The 21,633-nt window shown below is 63.1% G+C and carries 17 protein-coding genes and 1 tRNA gene; 6 read left to right on the top strand and 12 right to left on the bottom strand.

The genetic code is table 11. The features are described from left to right. The first annotated feature begins 52 nt into the window (after positions 1 to 52). Positions 53 to 1,645: a heme-binding protein gene (locus NKH31_RS06380; RefSeq protein ID WP_254864783.1), complete on the top strand. Its 1,593-nt coding sequence runs from the start codon at positions 53 to 55 to the stop codon at positions 1,643 to 1,645. 5 nt (positions 1,646 to 1,650) lie between these two features. Here NKH31_RS06380 and NKH31_RS06385 read toward each other — a convergent pair whose 3' ends face one another. The 5 genes from NKH31_RS06385 to NKH31_RS06405 all read right to left on the bottom strand — a co-directional run bounded on the left by NKH31_RS06385 (position 1,651) and on the right by NKH31_RS06405 (position 4,268). Beyond that, positions 1,651 to 1,833, bottom strand: a complete 183-nt coding sequence (locus NKH31_RS06385; protein WP_254864296.1) for an LPXTG cell wall anchor domain-containing protein — start codon at positions 1,831 to 1,833, stop codon at positions 1,651 to 1,653. Positions 1,834 to 1,862: 29 nt separating this feature from the next. Further along, complete coding sequence (locus tag NKH31_RS06390) at positions 1,863 to 2,423, bottom strand: NUDIX hydrolase (RefSeq protein ID WP_254864297.1); 561 nt, start codon at positions 2,421 to 2,423, stop codon at positions 1,863 to 1,865. A 127-nt stretch (positions 2,424 to 2,550) separates the two neighbouring features. Then, positions 2,551 to 3,135, bottom strand: a complete 585-nt coding sequence (locus NKH31_RS06395; RefSeq protein ID WP_254864299.1) for a peroxidase-related enzyme — start codon at positions 3,133 to 3,135, stop codon at positions 2,551 to 2,553. A 115-nt stretch (positions 3,136 to 3,250) separates the two neighbouring features. Further along, on the bottom strand, positions 3,251 to 3,415 hold the full coding sequence (locus tag NKH31_RS06400; RefSeq protein WP_254864300.1) for a DUF6757 family protein: 165 nt from the start codon (positions 3,413 to 3,415) through the stop codon (positions 3,251 to 3,253). A gap of 55 nt (positions 3,416 to 3,470) precedes the next feature. Beyond that, on the bottom strand, positions 3,471 to 4,268 hold the full coding sequence (locus NKH31_RS06405) for a PHP domain-containing protein (RefSeq protein ID WP_254864301.1): 798 nt from the start codon (positions 4,266 to 4,268) through the stop codon (positions 3,471 to 3,473). Between the two features lie 143 nt (positions 4,269 to 4,411). Here NKH31_RS06405 and NKH31_RS06410 point away from each other — a divergent pair, with 143 nt between their 5' ends. Beyond that, a complete protein-coding gene (locus NKH31_RS06410) occupies positions 4,412 to 4,699 on the top strand; it encodes a DUF5789 family protein (protein WP_254864302.1) in 288 nt (95 codons plus the stop codon). A gap of 89 nt (positions 4,700 to 4,788) precedes the next feature. Continuing rightward, positions 4,789 to 4,995, top strand: a complete 207-nt coding sequence (locus NKH31_RS06415; protein ID WP_254864303.1) for a hypothetical protein — start codon at positions 4,789 to 4,791, stop codon at positions 4,993 to 4,995. 11 nt (positions 4,996 to 5,006) lie between these two features. Here the strand turns inward: NKH31_RS06415 and NKH31_RS06420 are convergent, their stop codons facing one another. Then, positions 5,007 to 6,014, bottom strand: a complete 1,008-nt coding sequence (locus tag NKH31_RS06420) for a DUF5784 family protein (protein WP_254864304.1) — start codon at positions 6,012 to 6,014, stop codon at positions 5,007 to 5,009. Between the two features lie 182 nt (positions 6,015 to 6,196). On the opposite strand from NKH31_RS06420, the gene NKH31_RS06425 reads away from it, so the two are divergent. Continuing rightward, entirely contained in the window at positions 6,197 to 6,370 is a 174-nt protein-coding gene (locus NKH31_RS06425) for a DUF5786 family protein (RefSeq protein ID WP_254864305.1), read from the top strand. A gap of 79 nt (positions 6,371 to 6,449) precedes the next feature. Here NKH31_RS06425 and NKH31_RS06430 read toward each other — a convergent pair whose 3' ends face one another. Beyond that, positions 6,450 to 7,379 (bottom strand): YkgJ family cysteine cluster protein, encoded by a 930-nt coding sequence (locus tag NKH31_RS06430; RefSeq protein ID WP_254864306.1) that lies wholly within the window; start codon positions 7,377 to 7,379, stop codon positions 6,450 to 6,452. Positions 7,380 to 7,471: 92 nt separating this feature from the next. Here NKH31_RS06430 and NKH31_RS06435 point away from each other — a divergent pair, with 92 nt between their 5' ends. Then, positions 7,472 to 7,738 carry a DUF7561 family protein gene (locus NKH31_RS06435; protein ID WP_254864307.1) on the top strand — a complete coding sequence of 89 codons (267 nt, stop codon included), beginning with the start codon at positions 7,472 to 7,474 and terminating at the stop codon, positions 7,736 to 7,738. 201 nt (positions 7,739 to 7,939) lie between these two features. Here the strand turns inward: NKH31_RS06435 and NKH31_RS06440 are convergent. After that, positions 7,940 to 8,027 (bottom strand) — tRNA-OTHER (locus NKH31_RS06440). A 212-nt stretch (positions 8,028 to 8,239) separates the two neighbouring features. Between NKH31_RS06440 and NKH31_RS06445 the strand changes: the two genes are divergently transcribed. After that, positions 8,240 to 10,051 (top strand): ATP-dependent DNA helicase, encoded by a 1,812-nt coding sequence (locus NKH31_RS06445; protein ID WP_254864308.1) that lies wholly within the window; start codon positions 8,240 to 8,242, stop codon positions 10,049 to 10,051. Positions 10,052 to 10,334: 283 nt separating this feature from the next. Here the strand turns inward: NKH31_RS06445 and NKH31_RS06450 are convergent, their stop codons facing one another. The 4 genes from NKH31_RS06450 to NKH31_RS06465 all read right to left on the bottom strand — a co-directional run bounded on the left by NKH31_RS06450 (position 10,335) and on the right by NKH31_RS06465 (position 21,419). Continuing rightward, positions 10,335 to 13,556: a S8 family serine peptidase gene (locus NKH31_RS06450; RefSeq protein WP_254864309.1), complete on the bottom strand. Its 3,222-nt coding sequence runs from the start codon at positions 13,554 to 13,556 to the stop codon at positions 10,335 to 10,337. 572 nt (positions 13,557 to 14,128) lie between these two features. Further along, complete coding sequence (locus tag NKH31_RS06455) at positions 14,129 to 15,880, bottom strand: cohesin domain-containing protein (protein ID WP_254864310.1); 1,752 nt, start codon at positions 15,878 to 15,880, stop codon at positions 14,129 to 14,131. A gap of 630 nt (positions 15,881 to 16,510) precedes the next feature. Then, positions 16,511 to 17,923, bottom strand: a complete 1,413-nt coding sequence (locus NKH31_RS06460; RefSeq protein WP_254864311.1) for a CARDB domain-containing protein — start codon at positions 17,921 to 17,923, stop codon at positions 16,511 to 16,513. Between the two features lie 292 nt (positions 17,924 to 18,215). Further along, positions 18,216 to 21,419, bottom strand: a complete 3,204-nt coding sequence (locus tag NKH31_RS06465; RefSeq protein ID WP_254864312.1) for a S8 family serine peptidase — start codon at positions 21,417 to 21,419, stop codon at positions 18,216 to 18,218. Positions 21,420 to 21,633 lie beyond the last annotated feature (214 nt).

Below are 21,633 nucleotides of genomic sequence, written 5' to 3' on the forward strand. Positions count from 1 at the left end.
TCGCCTCGCACCGAAACCGGTCTTTCTTGACGACGCCACGCGAACCTCGAGTATGGACCGACGTGAGCCACCGGAGACGGCCGAAGGCTGGTACGTGTTACACGACGTTCGCTCGATCGACTGGGACGCCTGGCGCGAGGCGCCGAGTAGCCGACGCGAACGGGCGATCGAGACGGGGATCGAGTATCTCACCGCGGCCGAGCGCGTCGACGACGCAGACGACGGGGCGTCGACGACCGTCTCCTTGCTCGGACACGAGGGCGACCTGCTCGTCGTCCACCTCCGCCCGACGATCGACGACCTGGACGCGCTGAGTCGCCGCTTCGAGCGAACCGAGTTCGCCGCGTTCACCGAGCGAACGGACTCGTACCTCTCGGTGACCGAAGCGTCCGGCTACGGCGGCGCTCGCGGATACTTCGAGGACGACGGCGAGGTGGACGCCGGGATGAAGCGCTACATCGAGTCCCGACTCTACCCGGACATTCCAGACGCCGACTACGTCAGCTTCTACCCGATGGACAAGCGCCGCGACCCCGAGTACAACTGGTACGACCTCCCCTTCGACGAGCGCGCCGAGTATATGTCGGGCCACGGCGAGATCGGCAAGTCCTACGCCGGACGGGTCTCACAGATCATCTCCGGGAGCGTCGGCTTCGACGACCACGAGTGGGGCGTCACGCTGTTCGCCGACGACCCGGTCGACATCAAGGACCTGATCTACGAGATGCGATTCGATCCCTCCAGCTCGCGATTCGCCGACTTCGGGCGATTCCTGTTCGGTCGACGATTCGATCCCGCGAACCTGGGCGCATTTCTCGCCGGCGAGTCGCTGACGGGCGATGGGGGACACCACGGCGAGGGTGGACATCCACACGGAGCGGGCGGTCACCACGGTTCGAGCGACCATCCGCACGGCAGTGCCGACAGTCACTCGCACGGAGCGGGCAGCCACCACGGCGGCTCCGGTCACGGCGATGGGGCGGCGACCGGCGACGGGGACGAGGTGCGAAGCGAACTCTCCGATCTCGGCGTGTACGCCGGGAAACCCCACGGCGAAGACGTCCACGCCGTCGTCCTCTACTCGGCGGCTGATCCGGGCGAGCTGTTCGAGGAAGTCGACGGCCTGCGGACGAACTTCGATCACTACGATACGCACGTCAAGACGGCCGTCTACCGGCCGAGCGAGACGCAAAGCGGCTCGGAATCGCGAACGGGTGCAGACCGTGAGCCGAGCGACGTCTCCGACGACGCCGAAGCCGCCGTCGTCAGCCTGTGGGAAACCGAGAGCGCCGCGGAGACGGCGGCCGGCTTTCTCGCCGAACTTCCCGACGTCGTCCGTCAAGCCGGAGACGACGAGGACGACTCCTGGGGCACGATGGGCATGTTCTACACCGTAAAGTCGGACCACCGATCCGACTTCGTTGCCACATTCGCCGAGGTTGGCGATGTCCTGGAGGGAATGGACGGCCACCGAAAGACCGACCTGCTCGAAAACCGCGAGAACGAAAACGACATGTTCATCGCCAGTCGCTGGGACACACGCGAAGACGCGATGGCGTTCTTCAGAAGCGACGCGTTCGCCGACACCGTCGAGTACGGCCGCGACGTCCTTGCCGAACGGCCGCGACACGTGTTTCTGGCGTAAGTCGGTCAAAGGGCGCCGTCGTCCGGTTCGTAGAAGAAGTAGCCGGCGATACCAGCTAGCCCGAACGCGAGGGTGAGGTACGGCCAGTTTCCTTTCTCACGGCCGGTCTGTTGGGCGTGGACCGTCACGAAGATGGCGAATCCGACGTGAGCGGTGAGCGTCGCGAGCAGAAACGTCTCTAACTCCATGTTCGTCGGTGAAACTGTGTGCGGACTCGTCAAAGCGGTTTCGACTCGCGGTCACCCGAGAGCGCCGCATTCGCCTCTTCTATCCACCACTCGAGGGATTTGTACGTCTCGGGCCAGCTCGTCAGCAATCGGTCGTCCGCTCGCCTCAGTTCCGACGGCGTCCAGAACCGAGCGTCTACGATTTCGTGATCTCCACCGGGGGTTCCCGAGACGGACGAGGCGTCGACGGCGTAACAGAGGTACGTCTTCGACATCGTCTCGAACTTCGCGAACGTTCGTGCGTCGAACAGCACGAGGTCGTCCGGATCGACGACGAGCGTCGCCTCCTCGCGAAGCTCCCTCGCACCCGCGACGTCCGGGTCCTCACCCACTTCGACGAGTCCACCGGGCGTCCCCCAGAGATCGAGTTTCGGCGCGTCTACCTTCACGAGTAACATCGACTCGTCGTCGACGACGGCCAGTCGCGCCGTCGGTATCGGGTGGTGAGAGACCGGCTCGTCGCAGTCCGGATAGTGAAATCTGGCCGGCGGGTCGATCGGCGTGAGGGCGACGCCGCACCGAGGGCAGTGATCGGGTGGTTCCCTGACCATGTGAGCGCGTACGAGCGCCGAGTAAAAACGGTCTGTGCCGGGTACCCGAGCGGGCGCCGGTGCGAGACCGGTGACGGCATCAGCGGCCCGGTGATGGTCGGATCGTCCGACGTCGATCGGCTCCCGATTACTCCTGATCGCGTCCCAGCGTGTGGAACTCCGCGTTGGGGCGCATGTCGGCGAACATCGCCATCCGGTTCGAGAGGTTGAAGAGCGCCGTCACGGCGCCGACATCCCAGATTGCTTCCTCGGAGAAGCCGACCTCGTCGAGTCGATCGAGGTCCTCGCGGGTGACCGACGCGGGTCGCTCGGTGAGCGCCACGGCGATGTCGAGCATCGTTCGGTGTCGATCGCTGATATCCGCCGTCCGGTAATTCGCGACCAGCTGGTCTGCCAGCAGGGGATCCTCGGCGTAAATTCTGACGAGCGCGCCGTGGGCGACGTTGCAGTAGTAACAGTGGTTGACGCCGGAGACGGCGACGATGATCATCTCGATCTCTTCGCGCGTGAGCGCGGCGTCGTCGACGATCGCGTCGTAGTAGTCGAAGAAGGCCCGAAAGTGCGACGGCTTGTACGCGAAGCCGGCGAAGACGTTCGGCGTGAAGCCGGCGCGCTCGGTTTCCTCGTCGATTCGATCCTGCAGGTCCGCGGGGAGCGCGTCGAACTCCGGGACCGGAAAGCGTTCCATCGCGTCGTCGTCCAGTTCGGCCATGCGATACGTCCGTTCGGCGGGCCCTTAACGATGTCTCGTCTGCCGACTGAGCCGAATCGTCAGGCGGGTCGGCGAATCGTCACCGTCGTCCGTATCCGATACCGAAAATAAGCGATTACTCCGTCCGATCGACATCGACCTGTTCTTTCAACGCTTCCAGGCCGTCCGCATCTGCGAGCTCTTCGAGGCGCTCTCTGAAGTGGCGCTCGCAGAGACCGACCGTCAGGCCGCCGGATTCGGCGGCGAAGGCGGCCGGTCGATCGCAGTAGTGACAGTGCATACCCGGGGTAGGGACCGGTGCCGTTTGAACCCACCGCTCGGTACCGACGCTGGCGCTACCAGTGGGACGGAGCGAGGCGGTCGTAGGTCTCCCGATCCAGCCCGGCGATACCGACCCGGTCGCCGTGAGCGTCGCTTCCGCCAGTCACACGCAGTTCGCCGTCTTCGATCGCCCGCTCGACGAGAGTGCGGTCTGTCTCCCGATCGTACGGATACTCGCGTTCGACCGCGTCGAGGCCGCCCGCGACGGCGAGGTCGAGAGCCGCGCGAGGGTCGCGATAGCGCAATGGGTGCGCCAGCGAGACGAGGTCGCAAGCGCGCGTTAGGAGGTCGCGACCGCGTTCGAACGAAGGGACGTCACGGGGGACGTAACACGGTCCGTCGTCGCCGATCAGTTCGTCGAACGCGTCCTGATACGAGAGGGGCGTCCCGGGGTGGGCGTCGATCGCCCGGGCGACGTGAGGGCGACCGAACCCGGCGTCGACCGTGACGTCCAGATCGACGTCGAGGTGGGTCTCGACGCGCTCGACGATCTGTCGCCCTCGGTCGCGTCGGTTCGCCTGAATTCGCTCGGTCGCGTCCAGTAACGCGTCCGTACGGCGGACCCCGTAGCCGAGCAGGTCGAGTCGCTCGCCGTCGTCGGGTTCGACCCTGAGCTCGATGCCGGCGACGACCGTCACCGGTTCGCCGCGATCGTCGATTCGGCTCAGGTCGAACGGCGGACACCGGTCGTGATCGGTGATCGCGACGACGGCGACGCCCGCCGAGCGGGCCGCATCGGCGACGGCGTCCGGATCGAGCGAGCCGTCAGATCGCGTGGTGTGGACGTGCAGATCGGCGTACGGTGGAGTCACGTCCGGGCAGACGGCGGATCGTTCCATAGGTGTTGCCCCGAGTCGGTCGGGTCGCCCACGCTACGTATGCGCTCGATACGACCGACCGGAGAACTCTGTCATGGACAATAATTAAGTTTGGGTGCGCGGTGGGTTCGGTCGCGATGCACCTGAGTGCCACCACGTCGTTCACCGAGAGCCTCGACTACCCAGCGACGACGGCGGAGTTGATCTCGTCCTGCGGGGAGCAGCCGATCGAATTGCCGAACGGGACGGAGACGGTCGGGGACGTGCTCGAACGCGTCTCGCAGGAGACCTACGAGACGCCGGACGAGTTAGCACTCATCCTCCAGAGTGCGCTCAGTCGGAAAGCGATCGGGCGATTCGGCTACAGCGACCGAGATCCGTCCCCTCCAGGGAGCGTCTACAAGCCCCCGGAACTCTCGTTCTAACGGAGTACCCGCACCGATTCGACCCACCCGGTGCGTGTCGGTGAGACCGCAGGTCGGTCGATTATGGCCGCCGGCGTGCTAGGGACAGTATGGTCCCGTCAATCGGGTTCGAGGTTCCGTTCGTGATCCTGCTCGTCGGCCTGGTCGTCCTCATCGTCGGGCTCACACTGAGCGGATTGAACGTCGTTTCCATCGCCGGAATGCTGATCGGGCTCGTCGCGATCATCGTGCTGTTAGTGGCCGTTCGTGGGACGTCAGAACCGTACGCCGACACGTCGGGCGAAGCGCCCCGGTGACCATCCGGGTCTCAGCTGACGAACTCGACGACGTCGGCGAGACCGAGCGGGACGCGCCCCTTCCGGTAGCCCTCGACGTGACCCGACGGTCGCACCCGGTAGACCACCGCTGGCCGGTGTCGCACGTCCGGACGCTCGCCGCGGACGGCCCGCCAGGCGTCGTCGGGAAACGACGAGCAGTCGACGAAGAGGACGGCGCCGCCGCCGTGTTCGGCGAGTTGACCGTCGGTCTTCGTCTGCGCCGTATCCCTGACGGCCGCGATGGGGCCCGACGCCGCCCGGGTCGACGGCGCCTGGGGCCGGGTCACCTCGACGAGAACGTTCGTCCCGTCGTCTTCCGCCCGGAAGTCGAGCGAGTGGCCGGTCGTGACCTCGATCTCCGGCGTCACGTCGTAGCCAGCCCGTCGCAAGACGTCCGCGGCGATGAATTCGGCCATCGCGGCGCTCATCCGAACGGTGTCGACGACCTCGCTCGTTCCGAGTTTTCCCGACATCGTGTGTCGGTACGGATCGAGCGTGCCCGGCCGAAGGAGTCGCTCGTAGAACGTCACCGCCTCGTCACGGCCGGCGTCGGGGAAGCCTCCCGCGTGATCGCGAAAGAACGAACGCGTCGACTCCCGACCGTCCTTGGACATGAACACGGGTAAGAAGAACCACGAGAGGTGCGGGTAGTCGGCGAGCCAGGGATCTTCCTCGTACAAGGTATCCAGCAACTCCCGCTGGGCCCAGCGGGAGACGTGGTAGGGCACCTCCCGCCAGCCGTACTTATCGGTCCGCCAGAGCGCTTTGGGCGTCTCGGTATTACCCATCCAGTAGGCCTCGGAGTCGCCTCTGGCGAAGAGGGCGACGTCACCGTTTACCATCTCGAACCGGTGGGTGTTCCAGCCGCCGCCCACCTCGAATCTCGGTTCGACCGCCGTCGCCCCGATGTTTCGATCCAGCGAGGCGTAGATCTGACGGTCGACTCGCCCGTCGCTCCAGCCCTCGGTCGAATGTCGGAATCGGAGGGGGCGCGCCACGTGGGTTCGTAGGCACGTTGGCGTTGATACGTTTTCGCCTTCGAGATTCGGCCTGCCAACCGGCGACGACGAGTGGAGAACCCGACAGCAGCGCGCCGGTAGCGGTTTCGTACAGCCGACGAGCGGGTGTGAACGACCGTTACATTGATATCTGCACACTTCCTACGGTGTGTATACTTACCATGTCAATGGGTGCCTATGACGAAGCAGAGCACGAGCGCCGAGAGAAGCAAGCGTCGACCGTCGACGCCGACTTCGACGACGAGCGAACGATTTACCACGGACAGGTCGAGTACGACTCCGGCGACTCGACGGAGGCTCTCCTGAACCAGTTCCAGAAGATAAAATCGAACTGACGGATTTTTTCGCACACGACGGAGCCGACGGACGACTACCGGCGGTTCGACACACCCGACGAGCGACCGCGCCGTCGCGTTACTCGTCGTCGACCGACTCCCATCCCGGCGTCTCCGGTGCGCCGCGGTCGACCTCGACCGACTCCGCCATCGCCGGATCGGCCACTCGCGATCGATCGGCCCCGGTCGTCTCGGCGAGGCGCCCCCACTCGTCGATCGAGTCGCCGACCCACGACGACGCGCGCGTCGTTCGCTCGAAGGCGTCTTCATAGTGGTGCTCGGAGGTAGCGAGCGTTCCGGGACTCGAGGCGGCCGCGACGGCGACGAACTCGGCCCGGTCCGCTCGCGTCGTCGCTCCGTCGGCGATCCGGTCGACGGCGTCGGCGATCGCGTCGGGATCGGGGTGACAGAACACCTTCCCGCCGATCGCCTGCGGACCGAGTAAGAGTCGGTCGCCGGAGTCGTCCACGTCGGTCAGCTCGGCCGACAGGAGTCGACGCTCGCCCGTCGCCGCCTCGACGCGCTCGCACTCGGTCTCCTGGCCGAGCGCGACGTTGTGTTTCGGGTAGGCGTCGCACTCGGCGGGGTAGAGCTCGTCCCCGTAGATCCGACACTGGAGCGTCTCCGGGTCGAGAAACGCACACGTCGGTAGCCAGGTCGCCTCCTCGCGGCCGAACGGAGCGACCGGCTTCGACGGCTTTCGAAGACCGACGAAGAAGGCCGGCCGTCCGGCGACGGCGGCGACTCGGTGAGCACCCACCTCGACGTGCGGGTCGTCGACGCCGGCGCGCCAGAGCCGCGGCGTCAGCGCGTCGCCGTAGCCCGCGTCGACGAAGGCTCGAACCTCGTCGCGTTCGAGCGGAACGAGATTGTACGCTCCGTCGAGCGATGGATAGGGGCTTCGTCCGGATTCGTCTCGCCCGTCGCGCTGGTCTGTGCGGTCACCACGGTCGACTAGCGGCCGCCAGTCGAGACAACAGCCCGCACAGCCTCGACACCGAAGGTTCACGACCGACGCGTACGGGCGTCGAAACCAAAACCTTCTCGCCGCGTGGCGGCTGCTGGGCCAACGGCTTTCCATCCCGACCGGCACTCGTCGCCATGAGCAAGACTAGCTGTGACGGCTTCGGACGGCGGATCGTCCCGGCCGGCTCGATCGTCAACGTCTGGTCGTTCGACGAACGGCGAGCGACCGAAGGTGACGGCCTGATCTTAGAACTCACCGATGAGACGACTCACGAACTCTGTTACCCGTGCATCGAATTGCTACCGGACGATCCGACCGAAACCGACGTCGAGACACTCCGTAAACGCGATCTCGAACACGCAAACCGGCCGGTCGAGGACGATCCGACAGTGTCCGAGTAAGACGGGTTCACGGAGTCGGCGTCACAGTCGCCGACTCGTGACTCGAGTCGCCACGTCGCGCGAATGGGTACGTGACAGGGGTAGCGTGTGCACGTCGGATGAGAGTTGAACACGCCAAGACGTTCACCCTCGCTTCGCTCGGGCGCTGCGACTCGTCTGCTCAAATCCAGTTACCGCTTCCCTCGCTAGCGCTCGGAAAAGCGGAAGGGGTGGGATTTGAACGCCACGCGGCCGGATGGCCGCCACGTGCCAGAGGCGCCGTGGTGCTCTGCCGCTGAGCGACCCTTCCGTACTCACATTCGTTGGCCGGACCGGTATTCGTAATCGGCCGACTACCGCCGACGACGCATTCAGAGAACGAGGGTAGCAGTCAGTTTCTCGTCCGAAAGATCCGGTTTATTCACCGATTCGCATCGATCCGTCGGATTCGTGGCCCGCCGACTGTCACGTCGCGCGGTCAGTCGTCACCTTTAGGACACCGCCGCCCGCTCAGAACGAACAGTGCAACCAGCGCGGATCTTCGACGCCTTTCCCGCTCCGAGCTACCGCGGGAACCAGGAACGAGCCCTCCAGGACATCCGAGACGCGTTCGCCGCCGACAACGACGTCGTCTTCGTGCGCGCGCCGACCGGCAGCGGCAAGTCGCTGCTGGCCAGAGCCATCGCCGGCTGCGCCCGAACGGTCGACGAAGCCGACCCGAGCGAGGCCGCCGGCGCCTACTACACCACGCCGCAGGTCTCCCAGCTCGACGACGTCGCCGACGACGCCCTCCTCGCGGACCTGAACATCATCCGCGGGAAGTCGAACTACAGCTGCATCCTCCCGGGCGAGGAGCAAACGCCGGTGAACCAGGCCCCCTGCGTGCGAGAACGGGGCTACGACTGCGACGTCAAACACCGCTGTCCGTACTTCTCGGATCGAGCCATCGCCTCGAACCGGGAAATCGCCGCGATGACGCTCGCGTACTTCATGCAAACCGCCGGCAGCGAGGTGTTCAGAAAACGAGACGTCGTCGTGATCGACGAGGCACACGGCCTGGCCGAGTGGGCCGAGATGTACGCGACGATCCACCTCGGCCCGCGAACGATCCCCTTCTGGGACGAGCTTCGCGTCCCCGACCTCGAAGCCGCAGACGACGATCCACTCGAACGGGCCGCCCGCTACGCCGAGAACCTCTCCGGCGTCTGCACCCGACGCAAAGACGAGCTGCTCGCTCAAGAGACGTTCACCCCGGCCGACGTCCGCGAGCGAGACCGGCTTCAGGAACTCATCGGCGAACTCGACTGGTTCGTCTCGGACTACCGCGATCCGGGGAGTCCGACGACCTGGCTCGTCGACCAGCAACCCCTCGAAACCGACGACGAACAGACCGGCGGCCCGGTGACGATCAAACCGATGAATCCGGAGCGATACCTCGCTCACACCGTCTGGGACCGGGGAAACAAGTTCGCGCTCCTCTCGGCGACCATCCTCAACAAGGAGGCCTTCTGCCACCAGATCGGCCTCAACCCGGCCGACGTCGCCCTCGTCGACGTCGGTCACACGTTCCCGGTCGAGAACAGACCGCTGTACGACGTCACGCAGGGGAAGATGACGTTCGAGCACCGCGAAGAGACATTGCCGAAGATCGCGCGAACCATCGTTCGCATCATGGCCGCCCACCCCGACGAGAAGGGGATCGTCCACGCACACTCCTACGACATTCAGCAGCGACTGGGCTCGCTACTCGCGGATTTCGGCGTCGAGACTCGCATCCGAAGTCACGACCGCGACGATCGAGACGCCGCCCTCGAGCGGTGGAAAACGAGTGGCGACCCAGACGTCTTCCTCTCGGTGAAGATGGAAGAAGCGCTCGACTTAAAGGGCGACCTCGCCCGCTGGCAGGTCATCTGTAAAGCCCCGTTTCTCAACACGAGCGACTCGCGCGTCGCCCACCGCCTGGCCGACGGACAGTGGGCCTGGTACTACCGGGCGACCCTCCGGACGGTCATGCAGGCCTGCGGCCGAGTGGTGCGAGCGCCGGACGACTACGGTGCGACCTACCTCGCCGATTCGAGCCTGCTCGATTGCTTCGAGCGCGCCCGATCGGACATGCCCGACTGGTTCGCCACTCAGGTCGACCGGATGTCGGTCCCCGACCTCCCCACGTTCGACCCGGCGGCCGCCCGCGGCGAATCCGCCGTGACCACGCCGACCGAACGGTCCGAGAGAGACGCGAGTGAGTCAACCGACCACGCGAACACCACGCGCACTCGGCCGTCCCGTCGGTCGAAATCGAGCCCGCTCGCGGACGTCTGGGACACCGACGGCTAGACGAACGACCGGTTACCGGGTTCGAAAAGTTCCACCTCGCTTCGCCCGAAGCGTCACACGTGCGATCCTAAAAGACGGACATCGCACCCCAGGCAATCATCGAAGATACCATGAGAAACGCAAACAGTATCGCGATGATCTGGTTCATGTTCATACGTTACGTCTCACGCCGAACCGCTATTAATCTCACGACCACGCGACCCGTCGTGGCTTGCCACGATCCTACCGGAGGACACGAGCACGGTCGCGGGGCGCTAGTCGGATTCAGACCGCCAATCGCTGATCAGCCAGCGATGGCGGACACGTCGTGAGCACCGACGATCGTCTGGAGGATCAGGGTGACGTCGGCAGGCGTGATGACACCGTCGCCGTTCATGTCGGCACACTCCTCGTAGAAGTCGTCGGTCGGCTCCATACCGACGATGTACTGCTGGGTGAGCGTCGCGTCGAAGGCCGTGATATCTCCGTCTGCGTTGACGTCGCCGGGTTCACACGGATGAGAACCGACCATTCCCGCAGCTGTCTCGACCGGGAGGTGGCCCTCGGCGTCGTTGATCGCCGTGTTTTCGTCGTCGAATGCGAGTTCGGTCTCGTCACCAGCCTCGCCGACGTGTTCGAACGAAATTCCCGCGAGCGTCGGCGCCTCGGTGTCGTGAGCCTGTGCCTGTGCGAGCGAGAGCGTCCCCTCGTCGTTGTCGATCGAGGTGACCGGGTCCTCGAAGTCGACGCCGGAGACCGACTCGACCTGGACGACGTCCGGATCGAACGCGATTTCGGCCTCGTAGCCGGCGACGGCTGCGCCGACGTCGATGTCGACGGCGGCGACCTCGCCGGGGAACACCCGGTCCGAACCGATCGAGATGGTCGCCACCGGCTCGGCGGGATCGTCGTCGGAGAGGTACTGAACGCTGTTGGCGAGGATTGCGTCCGCGGCCTCGGTGTAGTCACCGTCACCGGCCCACGACGTGTAGCCAAGTCCCGACGCCAGGATCGTCGCGCTCTCATCGTCGATCGCAAACGCGTCGCCGGAGAGGCCATCACCGTCGCCGATCGACGCGAGGACGTCGAACGTCGTCCCCTCGAACCAGGTGTGGTCGGCAAAGTCGCCCGTGTGGATCTCGACTTCCTCGCCAGCGTCACCGACGCCGTCGAAGATCGCGTGATCGGCTTCGAGTTCGTAGTAGACCGGAACCGGTCCGAAGTCGTCCTGGAAGGTCTCGGCCGGCTCACCCGTTACCTCCGAGTGGACCGGAATGCCGTTGCTGTCATCTCCCCACTGGTCAAGGTAGATCACACCGACCTCGTCACTACTCGTCGCGTCGATGAACGCCTCCGCCTCATCGGGATCGAGGTGCTGGACGACGATCGCTTCGTACGTGTCTGGTGCATCGCTCGCGGTGATGACGTCGACGGCGTACTCGAGTGAAAGCGCCTCCGAGAGCGCCTCGGCGACGTCGTCACCGTGCGCGCCGAGATCGTCGAGGACACCGACGCGAGTGAGTTCCTCGAGGATGATCGTCGGTCCGGTCTCGACCGTCGTTTCGTCACCGAGGCCGGAAAGAGTGTGCTCCAGCCCGAGTTCGCCAGCGGTGCCGTCTGTCGTTTCCACGGCGATGTCGAGTTCGTCGGTCACCGGCTCGTCGAACGTCACCGTCTCGCCAAACTCGACGGCAGTTCCATCGACGGAAAGCGAGGCGTTCGCCGCGTCGTACTCGCCGACGAGATCGACCGCGATCGACTCCAGGTTGGCGACGGCGAGCGTCGTCGTGATCGTCTCACCGCCTTCGATTCGATTCGGTTGATCGGCGACGACTGCGCCATCGAGGACGCGGTCGAGCGCGAAGTCCGCGGTGACGACGTGATCGTCGTCCTCGATCGTCACCGTCGTCTCGGCGCTTTCGTGACCGAACGCCTCGACGGTCACGTCGTGGGTCCCGGGTAGCTGAGTGAGTTCGTACGTTCCATCCGCGTCGGTGACCGTGGTGTACTGCTCGTCGACGGTGACGAGCGCACCCTCGACCGGTTCGCCGGCGTCGTCGGTTACCGTGCCCTCGATTCCGGCGTTCGTATTCGCGAACGCGGTCGCGGTGTAGACATCGATGATCCCGTGGCCGTAGCGGGTGTCGACGCCGTTTATGGCGTCCTGTGCCTCAGATTCGTCCCAGAAGTCCGGCTTCCAGGCCGTCTCCGTTAGCAACGCCTGGACGGCGTAGGGGTCGAGTTCGTCGCTCGCAGCTCCCATGATGGCGGCCGCCGCCCCGCTTTTGTGTGGAGCCGACATCGAGGTTCCGCTCACCTCACAGTACTCGACGTCGCCACACATCGAACCGCCAACCGCGTTCGCGCTGAAGACGTCGTGGCCCGGAGCGGCGATGTCCGGGGTGATGTACTGTTCCGGCCAGTCGGCTGGTGCCGCGTCACCGAAGACGGCCTCGGTATCGATCAACATCCCACCCGAGAAGTCAGTCACCGCCAACTCTTCGCTCGTCGCGCCACTGGCGATCGAATCGTAAACCGCCCCGGGCGAGCCCGCGGTTCCCTCGCCGCTGTTTCCGATCGAGGCGACGACGAGCGTTCCGGCGGTCATCGAATTTCGAATCGGCTCGACGTACTGGCCCGTGATCGGTCCGCCGAGACTCATGCTGAGGACATCCGAATCGGTCTCGACGGCCCACTCGAACGAGTCGAGGATTGCCTGTCCGTCACAGCTGTCGACCTGACAGACGCGTGCATTCGCCAGTTCCGCGTCCGGTGCAACGCCGATTGCGATGCCGGACTCGTTCGAGCCGGCGATCGTTCCACTGACGTGGGTGCCGTGGCCGTGATTGTCGACCGGCTCGTCCGCGTCGCCGACAAGATCGACCCAGCCGTCCTCAGCGGCGAGTTCGATATCGGGGTGTGAGTCGTCGACGCCGGTGTCCGCGACCACCACGCGGATGCCGTCGCCCGTCGCGTCGAACGCGTCCCACGCGTCCGGAGCGGCGATCTGGTCGAGTCCGTAGGTTACGTTCTCCGTCTCGGTCGCTTCGGTCGCCGACACCGGTTCCGGCGGTTCGAACTGGTGGTTCTCGTGGAGTCGTTCGACGCCGTCGATCCGAGCGAGCGCTTCGAGTTCGATCCGGTCGAGATCGGCCGTGATCATAACGGCGTTCGTAATCCACCAGGTCCGCTCGACGGTCACGCCGTCTATCCCCTCGAGTCGGTCGAGGACGGGCGCTTGCGTCTGGCTCGCGTGAGTCTGTAAGCTGTCGATCACCGACTCACGATCGCCGTCTATCGCATGCGTCGGGTCCGACAGACGGAGCATAATTTCCGTCTCACCGCTCTCTCGATACAGCGAATCGTCGATCTCGACCGCCGGTTGGGCCGTCTGCTGTTCCAGCGTCGGGTCAACCGCCGGTTGGTCCGACAGGTCGGTGCCAGCCGCAACCGCTGGCGTCACGATCAAAATCGTGAGGACCAGGGCGAAAAGAACCGCCAGAAGTTGCTTCGTTCGTGTATTCATCAGTTACCTTCCGATTCGTTGGATGCTGTTACTTCCATGACTATCACGTACGCATGATATTTTCGAGAAGGTACATAAAATTACCCATGGTTGCACAATATGAATGTTTTGTTTAATCACCCCCATCGGTAGTGAGAGATTAGAATTCTGCATTATAGCGACCCTATCCTTCATTTTATTCGAGTGGGTCGGCCGCCCAGGGTACATTACTTCAAGATTTGTCACAAATATTGAGATTTGTCCAGCTGAGCGTCAAGACCGTGAAAACAGTGACGACTGAAACCCGCCCCGGGAAGTTACCGTAGAACTCTACTACCCGCGAACAGCCCCGCACCGAGCAATGCGACGATGCCGGCAAATATAACGATGCCACCGGAGCCGTCGCTCAACCCAGACGTTGCGAGGTCTGGGGCGGAGTCATCGTCGTCGGATTGGTCGGCTGGTTCGTCGTCACTGTAACTCTCGACGCCGGTGGTGCCTGGGTCATCGGACTCGACGATTTCTAGGGTCTCGACGAGCGTTCCATCGACGGAGAGGTCGACCTGACCGACCTCGTCAAACGCGTAGGAGACCTAGACCGTCGTCGATTCACCGCTCGAAAGCGTGACGTACTCGGTCGCAATGGATTCGACACCCGTCTCGACCGCGAGTTTGTGGACACCGTCGCCGTCACCGACGTTCGATAGTTCAACGTGTATTTCGACGGGCTCACCGACCGTTGCAGTGGTCGTAGAGAGATCGACGCTATCGACGGAAAACACCGCCTCCCCACTGACAGTCGGTGGTGGGAGCGAGATGCCGTCTGAATCGGAGACACGTTCCACGCCGATACTCGTTCCTTCCAGGTCAACCGGTACGTTGCTCGATTCATCGTTCACGCTCGTCTCCTCTGCGACGAATTTCAGGTCGGATTCACCCGTTGTGAGTACCTCGAACTGGATCTCCGCCAGCGTCGGTGCGTCCTCACCAGTCGCTTGGGACTGCGTGAAAAAGACCGTGCCTTCGTCGTTGTCGACGTTGACGACCGGGTCGCCGAAGTCCACACCGACCACTTCGTCGACTGCGACGATTTCGGGGTCGAACGTTAGCTTCGCTTGGTAGCCCGCCGCGTTCTCGACCGTCGTCTCCAGTTCGACGCCGATCGCATCACCGTCCTGCTCACCGGCAATCAGCGAAAGGACGTCATCAGTCGGTTCGTCGTCAGCCTCGACCGAGATCGACGTTCCTTCCAGATCGACCGGAATGTCCTCCGGTGGCACCGAGCCATCGTTCACGCTCGTCTCCTCGGCGTCGAATTCCAGGTCGGTTTCACCCGTTTCGAGTACCTCGAACTGGATCTCAGCTACCGTCGGTGCGTCGATTCCAGTTGCCTGTGACTGCGTGAAAAAGACCGTGCCTTCGTCGTTGTCGACGTTGACGACTGGGTCCCCGAAGTCGACACCGACCACTTCGTCGACTGCAACGATTTCGGGGTCGAACGTCACTTCTGCGCCGTAGCCCGCGACGTCATCCGCGTTCGTCTCGATCGTTACACCGATCGCATCACCGTCTTGCTCGCCGGCGATCAGTGAGAGCACGTCATCAGTCGGTTCGTCGTCAGCCTCGACCGAGATCGACGTTCCTTCCAGATCGACCGGAATGTCTTCCGGTGGCACCGAGCCGTTGTTCACGCTCGTTTCGTCCGCAACGAACTCGATATCAGTCTCGCCCGTTTCGAGCACCTCGAACTGGATTTCAGCCAGCGTCGGCGCATCCTCACCCGTCGCCTGTGACTGGGTGAAAAAGACCGTGCCTTCGTCGTTGTCGACGTTGACGACCGGATCACCGAAGTCGACACCGACGACCTCTTCGACCGCGACGATTTCGGGGTCGAACGTTACTTCGGCGCCGTATCCTGCGACGTCGTCGGCGTTCGTTTCCAGCTCGACGCCGATCGAATCGCCGTCTTGCTCGCCGGCGACCAGCGAGAGCACGTCCTCGGTCGGTTCGTCGTCAAACTCGAGCGTCGTTCCCGAGTGCGCGTCGATCTGGATGTCTTCCGGAGGAACGGAGCCGTCGTTGATCGACGTCTCATCCGGCACGAACTCGATGTCCGTCTCTGTCGCTTCGAGGACGTTGAATTCGATCTGTGCGAAACGGGTCGGCGCGTCTTCGCCGGTCGCCTGCGACTGCGTGAAGTACACCCAGCCTTCCTCATTGTTTACGTTGACGACCGGATCGCCGAAGTCCTCACCGACGATGTCGTCCACTTCGAGGACATCGGGATCGAACGTAACGTTCGCGCCGTAGCCGGCAACGTCGTCAGCGTTCGTATAGACGTCCACGATAGCCGATTCATCTCCGACTTCGCTGGGTGAGAGCCCAACGTACGTATGCTGTACATCGCTTGCGGTCGACTGTGTCTCGTACGGGGACATCGTGTTATCCCCGCTAGCGACCGGGGCGAAAACGGCCCCGACCATCAACACGGCCAGCACGACCGCGATCAGTTGACTTCTGTTCAGTATCATGGCATAGTATGCCACCGATGATGGTGACTCATTGTATGGACTATCACCGCCCATAATAGTCTTTTCCATGGTACTTATAATTGTAATTATTTGGGTTGGGGCGATCAATTCACTAATAGATTGTCGGTTTAAAGCCCTGGCGGGCAGTATCGGCCGTATCCAGGCAAATGACCAGGATAGAACGGTCGTCGAGTCAGTTCTGTCCGTTGGATTATCCTCACCAGTGCCAACGGACGATCGTCGAACGACTCGGCTCGGTCACGAACGTCAGTGACAGTTTCGAGTAGGCACTGGATAGTTTCTGACGACGAGCCGATGATAGGCCAGAAGCCCACTACCTGACGAATCGCCCGCAAGAATAGACACGCGGTTGTGCTCTCGGCTTCGGACAGAATTGGCCGATATCACTCCCACTCGAAAACAGCTCAAAGCCGAACAACGGTGTCAGTAACGCCGAACGGCGAACACTGCCATCGTCACGAACGCGATGAGGGCCACACCGACGCCGAACCCGGCGAGTCCGTCACTCGCCCCATCGTCGCTGGCGTCAGTTCCGTCGTCCGCAGGGTCTGTCCCGTCAGACTCGTCGTCAGAACCGACTCCGTCATCGGTGTCGGCCTCGTCGTCCGTATCCGACGTAGACTCGCTCACGTCGACCGTTCCGACGGGCTCGTCGTTGACGAATAACTCGTAGGCGCCGGCTTCGGTGAACGTATAGGTGATCGAGACCGTCTCGGAATCGTCCCCGGAAAGGAGGACACTTTCGGTGACGAGTGAATTCCCATCGGCCTGTAACGTGAGTTCGTAATTGCCGGCCTGTTCGCCGACGTTCGTCACGTCGACGGTAACCTCGATCGAGTCACCAACGACGACGGCAGACGACGACAGGTCGACGACCTCGAACTCGAATTCGGCCGGATCAGGCTCCGGCGGCGGTGGTGGAAGGCCGCCGCCTCCGTCGTCCGCTTCTTCCTCCACGTCGAGAGTCGTTCCGACGAACTCGACCAGCACGTTGCTCGATTCGTCGTTCACACCCGTCTCGTCGGCGTCGAAGGCCAGGTCGGTTTCACCGGAGTCGTGAGTCGAAAACTGGATCTCGGCGAAGGTTGGTCGGTCTTCACCAGTCGCCTGCGACTGCGTGAAAAACACCGTTCCCTCGTCGTTGTCGACGTTGACGACCGGGTCGTCGAAGTCGATGCCGACGACGTCCTCTACGGTAACGACGTCCGGATCGTAGGTGACGAACGCCTGATAGCCGGCTGCATTCTCGACGGTCGTTTCGAGCGTGACCCCAATCTCGGTTCCGTCCTGTTCGCCGGCAACGAGCGAAAGCGTGTCGTCGTTCGGTTGCTCGTCTTCGAGTTCGACGGTAATCTCGGTTCCGTCGAGATCGACGTCGATGTCTTCGGGTGGAACCGCTCCATCGTTGAGAGTCGTGTCGTCCTCGAGGAACGACAGTTCCGAGTCACCGCTCGCCAGAACGGTGAACTCGAACTCGACCAGGGTCGGATTAGCGTCACCGACGGCCTGAGACTGCGTAACGAAGACCCAGCCGTTCCGGTTGTCGATATTCGTAACTGGATCTCCGAAGTCGACCCCGGAAACGTTCTCCTCGTCGATCGCGAGGATATCCGGGTCGAACGTTACGTTCGCGCCGTAGCCAGCGACGTCGTCCGCATCAGCTTCGAGCGTGACGGCGATGGTCTCACCCTCCTGCTCGTCGGCGACGAGTGAGAGGAGCCCCTCCTCGTCGGACGAGTCGCTCACCGAATCGGCGCTCGCCGCTGTCGCACCACCCAGCGGAACAAGTAGTATTCCGGCCAATACAACGGTCAGAACGACGGCAATGAGTCGCATTGATTTCCCCCGGGGAAGTAGTTGTGACACTGTTAATTCACACATCATTGTATATATAACTTGCCCGTAATATACTTTATCATTTTGTTTGGCTAGGGGAATGAATTATGAAGAGCGCGGAGATTCGGCAGCATCACGTATCTTTCATTTTGTGTTCAGAGAACGATGTTACGCCTCCAGTCATGGTTTATGTAGTTTCAGAGAACGCAACACCGGTGACTCCCGGTACAATTCGATTGTACGAAAAATGAAGAATAGGCCAGAACCGTCGGTAGGCTGTCCGAGCGTCGGATCAGGCCCAGATACCGACGATGATCTGGTGGATCGCCGTCACGTCCGCTGGTGTGATCTCGCCATCTCCCGTCAGGTCACCGCACGCTGGGTTGACGAAGCCTTCGGGGTCGAGGCCGGCAATGTACTGCTGGGTCAACGTTGCGTCGAGTGAGTTCACTTCGCCGTCGCCGTTGACGTCACCCGGAAGCGCACAGTCCGTTCCGACTTGCAGCGATCCCGCGAGGTACTCCGCCGGCTCGACGACGCTCTCTTCGTCGTTAAGCTGCGTGTTCTCCTCGACGAAGAAAAGATCGGTCGAGTCGCCGTCCTCGCCGACAGCCTCGAACGAGAGTTCAGCCAGCGTCGGTGCGTCGACGCCGCTCGCCTGACTCATCGCCAGTCCGAGTACGCCGTCGTCATCGTCGTTGACGACCGGGTCGTTCAGGTCGACGCCCTCTGCGCCGACGAACTCGAAGACGTCCGCGTCGTAGTGGATTTCGGCCTGGTAGCCAGCGATGTTCGCCAGGTCCGTATCGAGTTCGACCGTCGCAACATCGCCTTCGGCTGCACTCGCCTCACCGAGACGGACGAAGCCTTCCGCCGGCTCGTCCTCAGCGTCGACCGTCACCGCTGCCGTATCGCTGTCGTCTTCGCTGCTGACCGTGAGGTCGCCGCTACCGGCGTCACCGGCCTGCGTGTTCCACGTGAGAGAAATCTCGGTCGAATCGCCGAGATCGAGCGAGACCGCTTCGGAGTCGACGACCGCGCCGTCGAAGTCCGCGAGTTCGATCGTCTGCTCGACGACGTCAGCCGCGAGCGGGTCGTCGGGTTCCTCGACGTGTTCGACTTCGACGTCGACGACGAGGTCCTCACCTTCGGTCACCGGGGAGTTGGTCTCGAGGATCGAAACCTCGAACTCACCGTCTTCCGGCGGCTCGGGTTCGCCATCAACGAGGTACTCGATCGAGTTTACCAGCACCGCGACCGACTCGTCGGTCACGTCGCTGGCGCTGACGTACTCGCTCAGACCTGACGAGGCCGCGAGTACCGTCGCACTCGAATCGTCGACCGCCAGTCCGCTACCGACCGACGTGCCGTCGACCGTCACGCCCGCGATCACGTCGAACGACGTGCCCGTCATCCACGCGTGATCGGCGTACTGATCCGTGTGGATCGGGATCTCGTCGCCGAGACCGTCGACGATCTCGTGTGACTGCTCGACGCTGTAGTACGGACCGTCCGCACCCTGCGAGAAGTCCTCGTCCACGCCGTCGACGTCGTTGCTGACGCTGGCGAACTGCGTCACGCCGTTTGCGTCACCCGCCGACTCTTCGTACATGTCCAGGTAGATGACGCCCACGTCGTCGCCGCTCGTCGCGTCCACGAAGTCACCGACGTTCGAACTGTCGATGGTCTGGACGACGAAGACGTCGTGCTCGGCGTCGAGTGCTTCGGATGACGAAAGCGTCTCGACGAAGACATCCTCACCGGTCGCATCGTCGAGCAGACTCGCGACGTTGCCCGCGTAAGAGCCGTCGCCGATCACGCCGACTGCGGCGAACTCTTCGAGTTCGGCGAGCGAGAAGTCCGCCGTCACCGTCTCGCCCTCGCCGACGCTCACGGTCTGACTGTCCGACTCGTAGCCGAACGCCTCGGCGGTCACGTCGTACGTGTCAGCGAGGACGCTCAGTTCGTAGTTACCGTTCGCGTCCGTCTCGTCGCTCGAACTGCCCGCCGAGACGGTCGCGCCTTCGATCGCCGCACCAGTATCGTCGGTCACCGTTCCCTGGATGATTCCGGGGTCGGCGCCGACCGCTGCCACGGCCGCGTGCAGGTCGACGATACCGGTCCCGTAGCGCGAATCGCGCTCGGTGTCGGGGTTGTAGTGCATCGCGCTGTTCGGGTCCCAGAAGTCCGGCTTCCAGGCCGTATCCATCATAATATCCTGGACGTCCCAGGGGTCTAGCGCATCGTTCGTCGAGAGGATCGCCGTTGCCACGCCTGCTTTGTGTGGCGAGGACATCGACGTGCCCGACATCTGCTGGTAGCCGCCACCAGGCTGGGCACTCACAACGGCCGCTCCGGGAGCCGCGACGTCAGGCGTGATGAACGAGCCGGCCGGCCAGTGGCTCATCCAGTTACCGCCGAAGTCGCCTTCCTGTAGGAGCGTACCGCCGGAGAAGCTGGTCACCTGCAGGTTTTCGTTGGTCGCACCGCTTGCGATCGAGTCGTACGGCGCACCGGGCGAACCTGACGTTCCCTCACCGTCGTTGCCGATGGAGGAAACGACGAGCGTACCGGCGTCCATCGAATTGTAGACGACGTCGACGTACGAGCCGGTGATAGGTCCGCCAAGACTCAGGTTAATTACGTCGGAGTCGGTGTCGACGGCGAACTGGAACGACTCCATAATCGCGGCGCCCTGACATCCGGATCCAGTACACACTCGAACGTTCGCGAGTTCGGCGTCAGGAGCGACACCGATCGCCGTTCCGGAATCGGCACCGCCGGCAATCGTGCCGCTCACGTGCGTTCCGTGTCCGTGGTTGTCGACTGGCGTCGACGAACCGCCGACCGGATCGGACCAGCCGTCTTCGGCGGCGAGTTCGATGTCCGGGTGATCGGCGTCGACGCCGGTATCGGCAACGACGACGCGGACGTTCTCCCCGGTCGCACCGAAGTCGCCCCAGGCTTCTGGGACGTTGATCTGCTCGAGCCCGTACGTGTAGCTCTGCTGTGGATCGACGTCGTTTTCGACGTCGACCGGCTCGGGCGCGTCGACGGTGAGGTGTGGCTCGATCGATTCGATGCCGTCGATCTCCGCGAGTTCCTCTACGCTCACTCGGTCGAGGTCCGCCGTCACGTGAATCGAGTTTCGGATCCAGAACGTGTCCTCGACGTCGACCGCGTCGTATCGGTCGAGTTCGCTTATGACCGGCTCCTGAGCCAGATCAGCTTGCGTCTTGAGCGCATCGATCACTGCATCCGAATCCCCCTGTCGATCGGTCTCTGCGATGTCAGGGAGGAACAAGAACAGTTCCGTTTCGCCGGTTTCGTCGTAGAGCGATTCGTCGATATCCGTCGTCACTGCGTCGCCGGATGCTGACTGTACCGATGTCGTGGTGAGATCGTCACCCGACGCCATCCCGATCGGGGCGAATACCGCACCCGTCATCAGAATAGCCAGCGTTACCGCGAGCAGTTGTTTATGTGCTGACTTCATTGTTGTAGCTATATCTCAAGCCCATTTACTCAATGTGAAGTTGTCCCTAATATAAGTTTTTACAGTATTTTGAGACTAGTATTTTACCAGCTCGCCCGGGTAATATTTCGTGGTAGACCCTCACACCGCACACCCCGGCCGGGAAGGACCAATCCACTCGCTCCCCACTATCGAGCTGGTCGTGACGAGCCGAACGTAACCATCAACTTACTTA

It is taken from the genome of Halovivax gelatinilyticus (assembly GCF_024300625.1).
Taxonomy (GTDB): domain Archaea; phylum Halobacteriota; class Halobacteria; order Halobacteriales; family Natrialbaceae; genus Halovivax; species Halovivax gelatinilyticus.